At 40.7% G+C, this 12,891-nt stretch carries 11 protein-coding genes; 3 read left to right on the forward strand and 8 right to left on the reverse strand.

Features of this window, described 5'->3' with window-relative positions; translation table 11 throughout:
* Nucleotides 1-2: 2 nt before the first annotated feature.
* Complete coding sequence (locus tag ABJF57_RS13945) at nucleotides 3-767, reverse strand: Ser-Thr-rich GPI-anchored membrane family protein (RefSeq protein WP_462230101.1); 765 nt, start codon at nucleotides 765-767, stop codon at nucleotides 3-5.
* A 404-nt stretch (nucleotides 768-1,171) separates the two neighbouring features.
* On the opposite strand from ABJF57_RS13945, the gene ABJF57_RS13950 reads away from it, so the two are divergent.
* The gene (locus ABJF57_RS13950; protein ID WP_462230103.1) at nucleotides 1,172-2,047 is read left to right on the forward strand and encodes a response regulator; all 876 of its coding nucleotides are present in this window, start codon (nucleotides 1,172-1,174) and stop codon (nucleotides 2,045-2,047) included.
* On the opposite strand, the gene ABJF57_RS13955 is transcribed toward ABJF57_RS13950, so the two are convergent.
* The 3 genes from ABJF57_RS13955 to amaB form a co-directional block, all read right to left on the reverse strand.
* Entirely contained in the window at nucleotides 2,018-4,342 is a 2,325-nt protein-coding gene (locus ABJF57_RS13955) for an ATP-binding protein (RefSeq protein WP_462230105.1), read from the reverse strand. The two genes, ABJF57_RS13950 and ABJF57_RS13955, sit on opposite strands and share 30 nt — an antisense overlap.
* Before the next feature lie 74 nt (nucleotides 4,343-4,416).
* Nucleotides 4,417-5,151, reverse strand: a complete 735-nt coding sequence (locus ABJF57_RS13960; RefSeq protein ID WP_462230107.1) for a DUF3667 domain-containing protein — start codon at nucleotides 5,149-5,151, stop codon at nucleotides 4,417-4,419.
* Nucleotides 5,152-5,260: 109 nt separating this feature from the next.
* Entirely contained in the window at nucleotides 5,261-6,799 is a 1,539-nt protein-coding gene (gene amaB, locus ABJF57_RS13965; RefSeq protein ID WP_462230108.1) for an L-piperidine-6-carboxylate dehydrogenase, read from the reverse strand.
* Nucleotides 6,800-6,883: 84 nt separating this feature from the next.
* On the opposite strand from amaB, the gene ABJF57_RS13970 reads away from it, so the two are divergent.
* Nucleotides 6,884-7,477, forward strand: coding sequence for an EF-hand domain-containing protein (locus ABJF57_RS13970; RefSeq protein WP_462230110.1), 594 nt, complete (start codon nucleotides 6,884-6,886; stop codon nucleotides 7,475-7,477).
* Between the two features lies 1 nt (nucleotide 7,478).
* Here the strand turns inward: ABJF57_RS13970 and ABJF57_RS13975 are convergent, their stop codons facing one another.
* On the reverse strand, nucleotides 7,479-8,165 hold the full coding sequence (locus tag ABJF57_RS13975; protein ID WP_462230112.1) for a methyltransferase domain-containing protein: 687 nt from the start codon (nucleotides 8,163-8,165) through the stop codon (nucleotides 7,479-7,481).
* Entirely contained in the window at nucleotides 8,158-9,270 is a 1,113-nt protein-coding gene (locus ABJF57_RS13980; RefSeq protein WP_462230114.1) for a type III polyketide synthase, read from the reverse strand. The genes ABJF57_RS13975 and ABJF57_RS13980 overlap by 8 nt, the downstream gene beginning before the upstream one ends.
* 39 nt (nucleotides 9,271-9,309) lie before the next feature.
* Between ABJF57_RS13980 and ABJF57_RS13985 the strand changes: the two genes are divergently transcribed.
* Nucleotides 9,310-10,170 (forward strand): UbiA family prenyltransferase, encoded by an 861-nt coding sequence (locus ABJF57_RS13985; RefSeq protein ID WP_462230116.1) that lies wholly within the window; start codon nucleotides 9,310-9,312, stop codon nucleotides 10,168-10,170.
* On the opposite strand, the gene ABJF57_RS13990 is transcribed toward ABJF57_RS13985, so the two are convergent.
* Nucleotides 10,167-11,279 carry an NAD(P)/FAD-dependent oxidoreductase gene (locus ABJF57_RS13990; protein WP_462230118.1) on the reverse strand — a complete coding sequence of 371 codons (1,113 nt, stop codon included), beginning with the start codon at nucleotides 11,277-11,279 and terminating at the stop codon, nucleotides 10,167-10,169. The genes ABJF57_RS13985 and ABJF57_RS13990 overlap by 4 nt on opposite strands.
* A gap of 68 nt (nucleotides 11,280-11,347) precedes the next feature.
* Nucleotides 11,348-12,814, reverse strand: coding sequence for a S1C family serine protease (locus ABJF57_RS13995; protein WP_462230120.1), 1,467 nt, complete (start codon nucleotides 12,812-12,814; stop codon nucleotides 11,348-11,350).
* Between the last annotated feature and the right edge of the window lie 77 nt (nucleotides 12,815-12,891).

The following is a 12,891-nucleotide window of genomic DNA, read 5'->3' on the forward strand; positions in this document are numbered from 1 at the left end:
ATTTAGTTGGTTGGAAGAATTGGATCTGGCAGCAATGGAATTTCACCATTGGCAGGTCCTGAACCTTGCTGCCCAAGGATAAGAATGCCAGAACCTACTAAGCCAAAAAGTGCAACTTTGGCATACAAAGGGACTTTTCTTTTCACAGTGAAAACAGGCGTATGCACAACGTCTTCTTTATTTCGCTGATCAGTAATGCGGAATCGGTAATCTTTACCTGGTTTTATATCTCCAGGTAGTTCCAATTGGTATTCCCCAACATTCGCGATGTTGGTATATGTATGCACGATTTCATCTTTATTGTTGAAAAGGTCAAAGGTCAAAACGCTACTGCCCCTTCCTGCAGTCCATGTGATATTGTAAGGCCTGCCTCTTTTCATTGAATTGATATCTTCAAAATTGTTGAGCGTTACAAAAGGGATGTACCGCTTTCCTTTGATCTCTAGTGCTACGTCTCCTTTAAACTCTTCACCCAATTCTTCTTTGGCATGCCAAATCAGCAACTTATTCCCTCCTACAGCAAGGTCAATGCCGATATCGCCCTCAACTTTGGTGAGTGGTTGAACATAATTATCTACTGAGCTGTATAGCCATAAAGTATACTTTCGACTCAAATCATCATCCAGTAAATCGTAGTGAATGATTACATCGTTCCCTTTAATGGAAACTGAATTGATGGTTAGGTCCTGTGAGAAAGCACTAGAGAGCAGTGCCATCATGAAGAGGGGAAATAGCCCTCTTTTGAGCGGTTGGAAACTAATATTCATAACTAAGGTATTTGGTTAAAAAATCTTTGCCGAGACTGTCTCATTTTCAAAAGGGTTGCCTAGCCTTTTGATTTTTATTGACACGAACCGAATACAAAACTCAGCGACCAAAACATTACCTCTAAATATGTAGCATAGACAAAGTATCACAGGGTAGATATGAATCGATGAAGAATACGAATTTGAAGATCAATCCATAAAAAAGAGCAACCTTCTTATGAAGGCCGCTCCGTACCAACCAGCAAAAAATAAAAATATCGTGTCTAACTTTTTGGTCATCACATAAATGTATAAGCAGGTGCTTACCATATGCAATTACATGGCATAGACAAAGTATCACGTACTTTATTTTTCCTTATTTCTTCTGAAAAAATCACAATCTAAACTAGCTTGCATTAGCTAGCATGGAGAATAAAAGCATCTTAATTGCGGACGATAGTCCAGATATTGTCCGATTAATCGTTGGTGAGCTAAATCGTAGCAAAGATCCCTGGAAGATATACAGAGCAGGCAATGGAAAGGAAGCCTTCGAAGTAGCCAAACTGGAAACCCCCGATCTCATACTCATGGACTGGGATATGCCTGAAATGAATGGCTTAGAGTCTACCCGAAAGATCCGTAAGCATGAAAACACCTCGGATATACCTGTAATCATGGCTACCGGAGAGATGACATCTTCGGAAAATCTGCAAATAGCCCTCGAAGCAGGGGCATGGGATTATATCAGAAAGCCCATTGATTTTGTAGAACTTAAAGCAAGAATCAATTCAGCTCTTCGATTGCGCGAACAACAATCTGAAATCAAGCGACTACTAAGCAACGAGATTGATCTTAAAAACAGGAAATTGAGTACTACGTCGATGTTGATCGTAGAAAAAAACGGCATTATTCAAAAGTTCCATGAGGATTTGGAAGATTTGGCCAAGCCCCTGCGGGTGAGAAATCGCTCAGAAAATGAGGTCCAATTATTTAATCAGATTCTATCCATCCAAAAGAGAATACACCATCACCTGGAAGCGGATGATAGTTGGTCTACATTTAAAATGCATTTTGAAGAAGTCCACCCGGATTTTTTCCGAGCGCTCTCTGAAATGGGTAAGGATATCTCACACAAAGACATGAAGCTTTGTGCATACCTTAAGCTTGGAATGGATACAAAAGAAATAGCCAGGCTACTCAATGTTACAGCGGCTAGTATCAGAACTGCCATGTATCGCTTAAAGAAAAGACTCAATGTAAATGAAGAAGATTCACTCAGAGACTTTCTTGTTCTGCTGTAGCCTATTCAGCTCATCTAGGAGGGCATTATACCTTTCTTCATTACCTGCATAAACTGAATTCAACAGTCGCTCTACCCACTCATCCGTTTCCTTGACAGTATTCTTTAAGTCTTTCAGTTCTTTTTCTATGTCACCCACCTGATGAATACTCAGCTTACGAAGCGCAGCTAGTTTCCCGCTTAGTTTTTCCTTGAGATTGTGAGAAAATTCAAATTTGCCTGACGGCATCTTAGCCATAATCTCTTGCTTCGCTACCAGGGGAAGATCAAAGCTAAAGGTTGTGCCCTTTACAGCAGTTGAATGAACATGAATACCTGACCCATGGGCTTGCACAGCTAATTTGACAAATGTAAGTCCAAGTCCGGTCGAACCTATCCCACCGGAAGACTTAGGATCAAGCTGACCAAAAGATTCAAAAATCATGTTTTGCTGATCTGCTGGTATCACATTGCCTTTGTTGGTAATCGCAACTTGAATGGCTCCTTGTTTTGAGCTCACCACAACAGGTATTGATTCATTAAACGGTGAGTACTTGATTGCATTTGTTAAAAGATTGACGATCACTCTCACCATAATCGCTCGGTCTACGACTACAATATAGTCTTGCTCCAGGTGAACCCCCAAAGTCAATTCTTTTTCGCTCAAAAGAAAATCAACGTGTGTTCGAGCCTCTTCCAGTATGGCAGAAAAAGGAACTTCCTCTTTGTTCAGTACAACATCCGTCTGCTCAAACCGATGGACATCAAGCATATTGTTTATCAATTGAAGCATTTGACCTGCCATTTGTTTGGTCGTCACATGCTCATTAGAGTTCATTATTATGCTCAATGGGCTTTTTAGATCATGCGCAATCATACCTGTCATTGACTCTCTGAACTTAGAAATGGCTTCAACCTCTCTTTTTCTTCTCTCTTTCTTGTTGATCACGATTCGCGAGACCAGAAACGAAACGATTAATATCAAAATCACACCAATGATTAGCATTGTGATCTTCAGGTTAGCCACCTCTTCTCTGGATTCTAAAAGCTGAATCTCACTATTCTTTGCTCTTAGTTGTTTGTCGAATTCGTATTGTGCCTGAACTTTTGCTAGTTCTTTTATATTCTCTTCATTTAGTATAGAATCTTTAGCTGCTGTATATGCTGATAGATATGTAACCGAGGTTTTGTAATCCCCACTTTGATAATAGCATTCATATAACGCTTTGCTTAAATCTTTAATCTCTTCTTGATATCTACTTTTGGTTGCTATCTCATATCCTGCCAGAAAAAATGGTAAAGCAGTGGAGCATTCAAGCATAGTTTTATACGTTTCTCCAAGCTGATAATTTGTTCGAGCGATGCGTTTCGTATGACCGACCTCATTTGCGATAGCTAATCCTTTCTGAAGTGATACAATCGATTCTTCATACATAGACATATCACGATAAGTAGCTCCAATATTACTCAAGTTTAATGCTATACCACTTTTGCGTCCTACATCTTCATTGATTGCCAGTGCCTGCTGAAAGAAGTTAAGTGCTTTTTCAAATTCTTTTCTTTTTTTAAACACATTGCCTAGGTTATTTAGTGCCAGCGCCATAATATATTTATCGTTGACTTTTTTCCCTATCTCAAATGCTTTGGTCTTTGCCTTTACTTCCAGATCAGGCGCTCCACTGCTGGAATGCACATTGCCAATGTTGATCCAGGTTGGCCCAGTTAAATTCGTCATGCCTAATGGTTCTCCAAGTTCTATTGCTTTGTTGAAGTACTTCAGGGCCTCAGCATAACTGCCAATTTTCATAAAAACTAATCCCAAATTATTGGAGGTGATTGCTTCGTAGGAAGCAAATCCTTCTTTTCTCATTTCGTCTAACGCCTTGGAATAGGTATTCACCGCATTTACATACTCGCCTCTATTCTCATAAATGATTGCTATGTTACTTAAAGCACCTGTGGTACCTCTCGAACTCCCAAGGATTTGATTGATGCTGTAGGACTTTTCATAGTATTTGAGTGCACTATCTAGCTCTGTCTTATTCCAGTAGCATGCTCCCAATGAATTGTAAGCATGAGCCAAGCCTTTATCAAAAAACAATTCTTTAGCCAATTCTATAGACTGAGTAGCTAAATCAATACCTTCATCTGGATCCGCTCTATGCAATTTGTACGCAAGAGTATTCAAAAGAATGATTTTATTGGTGTCCGGTTTTGCTACAAGCAAAGCCTTCTTCAAACTATCAATTCCTTCTTTTTGAGCATAAGAAATTGAATTTGCAATAAATAACCCTACCAGTATAAGTGATAATCTCACGCCAACTTATTTAATCGCTTAAAAGCAAAGTTAGAATTTATTTTTCTCTCTGGTCAAAACCATTTTAAAGCATGCTATGATACCATAATTATTGAAAACCCGAATCCGAGAAGCATATAAAAAAAGATGACCGTTAAGCTTAGCATCAAATACTTCAAAATGGCAAGGAAAGACTTTTTCTGATGCAATGAGAATGAAACATATAGCAGGTAGAAAAAGAGAATAACCATATTTATTTGCGAAGCAATAAAAAAGACATACAAACTAAATAGCATCTGAACCAAGCCTACAAGTATGTAAATACCGGAAACATAAAATCCTACGGTTAGGTATTCCGCCAAATTATACTTTCGATAGAAAAACAACTTGTTGGAAAAGCCAATAGCGAAGACAAGAAAAAACATGATGTGGTTGATGTGAGTAACCATGAATCTTGCAGCATCTTTAAATAATTTACTACTCTCATCTGCATTATTTAACTGTACTTGTCCATCCAAAGGATCATAATCTAACACAGATCTCACGATTAGATATACCGCGCTTAATAAAACAAAAAAGGCAACGGGCTTATAATACGATTTCCTCTTTCCTGCAATAAAAGATCTGAGAAGAAGCCCCGGATTCACCACCATGAGCTTGATCGTGGAAAGTAGCTGTCCTTCCAAAGCAAATGAAGAACTGAAAAAGTCATCAAGGGTCTCCCGAAAAGTAATTCGTTGTACTTTGGCCGATTGACCGCACACGCTACAATAGTTTTCAGTTATTTCTGCTTGGCAATTAAGACAATGTGAACGGTTAGACTGATTCATGATGACCCTGAATTTAGCCTATTTCGGTTGAATTTCATCAAACAAAAAAGGCCTGCTCTACGCAGACCTTTCATTTTATCATCATTCACTCCATCAGGAGTGACTTTTATTAAAGCTCAAACTTGATCCCCTGCGCCAAAGGCAGCTCAGTAGAATAGTTGATGGTGTTGGTTTGTCTTCTCATGTATGCTTTCCATGCATCTGAACCAGACTCACGTCCACCACCGGTTTCCTTCTCCCCACCAAATGCACCACCTATCTCAGCACCCGAAGTTCCGATATTCACGTTTGCAATTCCACAGTCTGAACCTGCTTGCGATAAGAACAATTCAGACTCTCGGATATTGGTTGTCATGATAGCTGAAGACAATCCTTGCGGTACGGCGTTCTGAATTTCAATCGCCTCCTCGATAGTCGAGTATTTAATCAAGTAAAGGATTGGTGCAAAAGTTTCGTTGCACACAATCTCATAGTCTGCTTGAGCTTCATAGATCGCTGGTTTCACATAGCATCCTGATTCATATCCAGCTCCTGAAAGTACTTCACCTTCAATCACGGTACTTCCACCTTCTGCTTTTACTTTTTCAATAGCAGCCTGATACATGCTTACTGCATCCGTATCGATGAGTGGTCCGACGTGGTTATTTTCATCCAAAGGATCACCAATTCTCAACTGACCATATGCTTTTATCAATCGCTGCTTTACTTCTTCGTACTGACTCTCATGAATGATCAGTCTTCGTGTAGAAGTACATCTTTGACCTGCTGTACCCACTGCTCCAAATACCGCTCCTGGTACCACAATGTTCAAATCTGCGTGCTCAGAAATAATTATAGCATTGTTTCCTCCAAGCTCCAGAATGTGCTTGCCGAGTCGTGCTCCCACCACCTCTCCTACAGCTTTGCCCATACGGGTAGAGCCAGTAGCAGAAATCAAAGGAACTCTTGTATCGGCAGCTAGTCTTTTTCCTATCTCTGCATCACCAATCACAAGTCCACAAACACCCGGATGCACTCCGTTTTTTTCAAATACACGTTGTGCGATTTTCTGACACGCGACCGCTGAAATAGGTGCTTTTTCTGAGGGTTTCCAAACGCAAACATCTCCACATACCCATGCCAGCGCTGCATTCCACGACCATACAGCTACCGGGAAGTTGAAAGCAGAAATGATTCCCACAATTCCAAGTGGATGCCATTGCTCATACATTCTATGAGAAGGTCTTTCTGAATGCATGGTGAGTCCGTAAAGTTGGCGCGAAAGGCCAACGGCAAAGTCACAGATATCGATCATCTCTTGCACTTCCCCAAGTCCTTCCTGAAGGGATTTACCCATTTCATAAGATACCAAAGAACCAAGCTCCTGCTTATACTCTCTGAGCTCATTACCAATCTGGCGTACAACTTCCCCTCTTTGAGGTGCTGGAACCAGCCTCCATTCTTTGAATGCTGCTTGTGCCTCCTTTATTACCTCATCATAAGCATTATTGTCAGCCAAAGTGACGCTGGCTATTTCTTTTCCATTTACGGGAGAAAAAGAAGTCAATGTCGCTCCTGAGGAATCAAGCCAGTTATGGCCTACAGCTGCTCCTTTGTTATTTGCGTCTACCTGAAGGCGCTTTAAAATCGTTTGAATATCTTGAGTCATGTTGTCTTGTTATATAAGAATTGCGCGCAAAGCTACAAAATGCGTGCTTTGATGGAAATATTTTTGTAAATTGAAGGTTGAAAAATGGGGAATTCTACCACCACAGATTCAAATACCCCTCGATTCGTATTTTCTGAGACTCAAAAAAGAAAGGTTCATCACCTCTTCAATGTTTTGGATATCGATCGGAATGGGCAACTTCAACCCAGCGACTTTGTAAACGTTGGCAAGAAGATCGTTGCGCAATTACAGCTCAACGAGAACTCGAGGAATGCCCGATTGATCTTACTGAAATCACATCGCCTTTTTGTACAGCTGCTTACAGATCTTCACAATCCGGAGTTGAGCTTAACGCTTTGGGACTGGATTGCTTTCTTTAGAGATCAACTCGAATCTGGTGATGATTGTATACTCAATCACTATATTCAAAGAACTTCAAGGCATGTTTTTGACCTGTTTGATATGAATAGAGATCGGCTGATTTCGAAAGAAGAATATGCCAATATGCTGACCATCTACAATATTTCTCAGAAGATGGCAATCCAGGGTTTTGAGGAATTGGATACCAACGGTGATAGCTATATTTCTGCTGACGAGATGGTGGAAGGCCTAAACAATTTCTTCAAATCCGAAGATGAAAATGCGAAGGGAAATCTGATTTTTGGTGAGTGGAGATAGACTAAAACACCAGCTTCCAACGAAAAGCCCATTTCCAACTTAATTTATACTGCTCAATACCTGCTTCTCGCAGGATTTTTATTAGCTCTGCTTTCTTGAAACCTCTGGCAACTGAAATGGAAGCATCATTTTTCACCATTTCCGACTTTGAAAAGAGAGACGTAAGCAACTTAATGCTCCAGTAAGCCAATGGATGTCGATGTAGATCGTTGATGATAACACCCAGACCTGCTTGATCTTTGAACTGCCTAAACAGGGTGGCTAATTCCTGAGAGGTGAAATGATGAACAAAAAGACAGCAATGAATGATATCAACGTTCAATTTTTTAAACTCTTCACTGAAAATATTGATTGATTCGTAGCTAATTTCCGGATACTCCTTTGTGTTAGTCTCAGCGTATTCCACGATGTGGGGATTCGCATCAACTCCAATAAACGTTGATTTAATGTTTTTTTTTCGAGTCCATTTTGCCATCTCCGCCATGATATCTCCACCACCACAGCCAAGGTCAGCCAAGGATATATTCTCTCGCTTCTTAGCAAAATTTTTGTAAGCAGAAACGCTGATCTGATTGCCTCCGAGACGTCTATTGATGGTGTTTAGTTCGCGAAGTGTTTGCGTAATCACCGGACCTGAAATATCCAGATCATCCATGATTTCTAGCTCTTCTGAGCGCTTTTCAAGCATGGATATGCGTTTTAAATACTGCGCTTTCCAATGTGAGCCCAGGGCCAAAAGCAAAACTTAACAGATGTTTTTGATCATCCGCGACAGTTAGCCTGTCCACTATTGATTTAATCACGAAAAGCACTGTGGGTGACGACATATTACCATGTGTGCGCAAAATCTCCCGAGCTATACTATTCTGCTCCTTTGTGATTTGAAGTTTTTCTTCAATGACATCTAAAATTCTCTTGCCTCCAGGATGAATTGCAAAAAAGTCGATATCCGAAACCTCTAGTTGAAATTGTTCGAGCAGTCGATGGGTTAACTCACCAATGCCTTCTTTGATTACATCGGGAACCTTGCTGCTCAATCGCATTTCAAATCCATGATCTCCAATATACCAGCCCATTTCATCACGTCCACTGAGTGCGAGATCATTGTAGAAATTTTTCATCTCCAATGCATTTTGTGAAGGTTGTGAAGATACAATCATGGCTGCAGCACCATCTCCAAATATGGCGTTTGCTAAGAGGTTTTCATCGTCTGTCTTTTGTTGCAAATGAATGCTGCACAATTCTACGCACACGATTAAGACTTTGGCACTCGCATCCGCCTCTATCGTATTTTGTGCCACCTTCATTGCATTAAATGCGGCGTAACATCCCATGAAGTTGATAGCTGTCCGCTGCGTGGATGTAGGAAGACCTAACTTATCCACAAGCTCTATATCCAGCCCAGGCGCATACATACCTGTACAGCTCACCGCTATTAAATGAGATATCTCTTCTTTGTCAAAAGAAGCCACGCTCAAAGCTTTGTCGCAAGCTTCTTTAGCCAGAGAAATTGCATGATGCTGATAAATGAGCATTCGAGGTTTAGCCGAAGGAAAAATGGCATCCTCTTTAAAAAAACTTTGACCATTTAAGTTTTCATTGAAATCTCTAAGGACGGAGTATCGCTGCTTAATTCCACTTGCTCGATAAAGCACTCTCAGCTTTTTTTCTTCCTTTTCATCCAGCTGGAGATGACTGACCATAAAATCAGCAATCTGACTTTGATCTGTCAAATTTGGCGGAACCGCCGTACCTATGTGATTAATGAATGCTGGCATCTGCTTGTAGTTCATTAATATTAACCAACTTTTAGCCGAGAAGATCACATCCTATTGAAAAAATCTACATTACTCCATTTACGAATCCCCTTTTCATTCTTCTTGCTGCCGGTGTTTCTTTTGGCAGTAGCTGTCTCTGATCAAATCCATTCGCAAAATCTCTTGACAGCATTCCTGATTCTTCATTTTTTAGTTTATCCGGCTAGCAATGGGTATAATTCATACTTTGACAAGGATGAAGGAAGCATTGGTGGACTAAAACATCCTCCAGAGGTGAGCACTCAACTCTATTATACTTCCCTAGGTATGGATGTAATGGCTTTGGTGCTTTCCCTGATTATATCTGTTGAGTTTGCACTGATGATATTTGTTTATGGGGTTGTTTCGAAAGCATACAGTCATCCCAGCATTCGCCTCAAGAAATACCCGATAGTGGGCTGGCTGGCAGCTGGAGTATTTCAAGGGTACTTCACCTTTCTGCTAAGCTATATCGCCATCAATGACATCCCACTTTCCGAAACGGGGATGTGGAGTATTCAATTTCCTGGGATTCTAAGCACATTGTTGCTTTTGGGTTCGTATCCAATGACTCAAATTTATCAGCATGACGAAGATGCAAAAAGGGGAGATGTAACGATTAGTCAAAAGTTAGGCATACTAGGAACCTTCCACTTCACCGCACTATCCTTTATGCTCTCAAGCTCGGGCTTTTTCTATTATTTCATGAGTCAATTTTCACTGAATAGCGGACTCCTTTTTGGTGCTGCTATGTCTCCGGTGCTTTTATATTTTGGTGCTTGGTATTGGAGAACAAGAAAAGACAGAGATAAGGCAGACTTCACATCTACGATGCGCTTGAATTTTATTTCCTCGCTAATGCTCAATGCTTACTTCGTTTACTTGTGGCTTAGCTAAAAGGGTGTTCCATGCGTTTGTTTCATCAGATAATTTGCAAAAGGCTTAAACCTTTTACCCAACGTCACAGTCGATTCTGATATCATCGAGGAGCCAAACAATTTCTGAATTTTTCTTCCCCTCCAAAGTCGGCTTGCAAAGAGATCGTCCCAGAGAGATTTATAATCATTTTCAAGTTTCGCCCTATTAAACCCTTCTGCCAGATTTTCCACGATTAATTCACTTAAAATCTTTGCAGCGTGGATTGCCATAGCCATCCCGTTCCCACAAAGTGGCGTAATCATTCCTGCAGAATCTCCCGACATGAGCATGTGATCAAACACAGGTTCTTTTTTCTCAAACGTGATTTCATTGATTACTTCTGGCTTATCGAAGAGGATTTCTGATTGGCTAAATATCTTCTTCAAATAAGGATTTTGTGCCAAAAGTTCCTGCTCCATCTTTGGTATAGAACCGTGCTTCTTCAACCCAGATCGATGCGACAAATAACACAAGTTATAGACCTCTCCCTCCACTCTGCTAACCCCGCAATAGCCCCCTTTGAAGTTATGCAGTGCAATTTCGTCTGTATCTACTTCCCCGGTCTTAATGTGATACTTGACTCCCAGGTAGGGTGATCGCTTTTTCAAAAAAGTTCGTTTCAGGTTCTTGTCGAGTGCACTCCTTTTTCCAAAAGCTCCTATGGTTAGTTTTGATAGATGCTGCTCACCAGTCTTACTTTCAAGCGTAAAAACTTCCTTGTGAAAAGAGGACTTCACAATACGTTCGTGAATAATTTCGACCCCTTCTGCTTTTGCTTTTTGTGCAAGCCACTCATCCAATCGATACCTACTGATTCCAAAACCTCCCAGATCCAGCGACATTCGCAAACTATTCCCTGCGATTGAACTCAAGTGAAATTGGGTGATTTGAGAAGGTTTCAGCTCTTCAGGATACAAATCATTTTTTTTCAGAAAAGGAACCACCTCGTTGGAGATATATTCACCACACACTCGGTGGAATGGGTATTTTTTTTCCTCAAAAAGAGTCACACTAAGGCCCGCACGTTTCAATAGAATAGCATTCACTAAACCGGCAAGTCCGCCTCCAATGACAATCACGTCTTTCACTTCTCGAAAATATGTAATAAAAAAAGCCCGCCTTTACAGGCGAGCTCATTTTTTTGTTCGAATCTACTTTAAAGTCCGAGACCGTAATGGGCTTTACTTCCATCCGGGTATATCCCCTCTATCAGTATTCCATCATTTCTCGTTCTCTTAAAATAGTTTTCCAAATCTCTGATATTTTTTATCTTCTCATTGTCAATTCCGGTGACAATGAATCCTTTCTTCATACGTACATCTTTCCACTTACCATCTCCAAGCTCCTTTATCTGAACGCCTCCATCAATATCCAGCTGTTCCATAAGTTCTGTAGATACATCTGCAAATGTTGCTCCTTCAATTCGGTATTCGGATGCCAGCTCCACAATGTCAAGTGTTCCTTCTTCATTTCTCAACTCGGCCATCACAAACTTTTCCTTTCCATCGCGAATAAACTTCACCTCTACTTCGTCTCCTGGCCTTTTTACTGCCACCTGCTCTTGTAGCTGAGCCACATTATTCACCGTTTTGCCGTCTATTGCAACTATTACATCCCCTCTTTCTATTCCGGCTCTATCCGCAGCCTTGCCGTCCATCACGCCGTTCACATAAATGCCTTTGAGTACGTTCAGGTTGTTTTGCTCGGCTACCTGAGCATTCACATCATAAATTGAGATGCCTAATAATGCGCGCTGAACCTTTCCATACTCTACCAGATCACTAACCACCTTTTTGACTAAGCTGACAGGTACGGCGAAGGAATATCCGGCAAATGCTCCGGATGGAGATGCAATGGCCGTATTGATTCCTACCAACTCTCCTCGAAGGTTAACCAATGCGCCACCACTGTTTCCGGGATTTACAGCGGCATCCGTCTGGATAAATGATTCAATCTTATAATTCCCGTTTAGAATGTTGATATTTCTTCCCTTTGCACTAATGATTCCTGCTGTTACAGTAGATCTAAATTCATATGGATTACCAATGGCCAGCACCCACTCACCAATGTTGATCTCGTCAGAATTACCATATTTAACTGCAACTAGATTCTCTTCATCTACCTTCAAAACAGCTAAATCTGTATTTTCATCTACGCCAATAACTTTCGCCTGATAGCTTCTATTGTCATTGAAAACCACTTCAATCTCATCAGCATTTTCAATCACATGATTATTGGTGACAATATAGCCTTCCGGAGAAATAACAACCCCGGATCCGGCTCCTCTTGCCGGACCTCCTCTTCGCTCATATCTCTCCCCAAAGTAATCTTTAAAAAATTCATTAAACGGGCTGTTTGCCCTTGCACCATCTTGGTAGGTAGTCCTTATGTGTACCACAGAATTTGTGGCATTTTTCGCTGCAAAAACAAAGTTGAGACCATCAGGAACAATGAAATCTGCAGAATCAAAAACATAATTCGTAAGACTTACTGGATTTGTTTGGTTCGCTGTGGGTTGAATCGTCCTATCCTGCGGTACGATTAATGAAAATCCAACCACAGCAACTATACCTCCGAAAAGCGAAGAAAAAATCATCGCCATTATTAAACTTCTCTTGCTCATAAAATCAGTTCCTTCTTTTGGTGCTATTGTTATACCGTAAAAATCATGATATAGTTTTATCTCTATCATAAAAATAG

It is taken from the genome of Ekhidna sp., from assembly GCF_039940915.1.
Lineage (GTDB): Bacteria > Bacteroidota > Bacteroidia > Cytophagales > Cyclobacteriaceae > Ekhidna.

What these genes read in the sequence shown, in the direction of transcription:
- ABJF57_RS13970 (WP_462230110.1), top strand. Translation starts at nt 6,884, where the DNA reads ATGGGGAATTCTACCACCACAGATTCAAATACCCCTCGATTCGTATTT.
- ABJF57_RS13950 (WP_462230103.1), top strand. Translation starts at nt 1,172, where the DNA reads ATGGAGAATAAAAGCATCTTAATTGCGGACGATAGTCCAGATATTGTC.
- amaB (WP_462230108.1), bottom strand. Translation starts at nt 6,799, where the DNA reads ATGACTCAAGATATTCAAACGATTTTAAAGCGCCTTCAGGTAGACGCA.
- ABJF57_RS13960 (WP_462230107.1), bottom strand. Translation starts at nt 5,151, where the DNA reads ATGAATCAGTCTAACCGTTCACATTGTCTTAATTGCCAAGCAGAAATA.
- ABJF57_RS13995 (WP_462230120.1), bottom strand. Translation starts at nt 12,814, where the DNA reads ATGAGCAAGAGAAGTTTAATAATGGCGATGATTTTTTCTTCGCTTTTC.
- ABJF57_RS13980 (WP_462230114.1), bottom strand. Translation starts at nt 9,270, where the DNA reads ATGAACTACAAGCAGATGCCAGCATTCATTAATCACATAGGTACGGCG.
- ABJF57_RS13975 (WP_462230112.1), bottom strand. Translation starts at nt 8,165, where the DNA reads ATGCTTGAAAAGCGCTCAGAAGAGCTAGAAATCATGGATGATCTGGAT.
- ABJF57_RS13945 (WP_462230101.1), bottom strand. Translation starts at nt 767, where the DNA reads ATGAATATTAGTTTCCAACCGCTCAAAAGAGGGCTATTTCCCCTCTTC.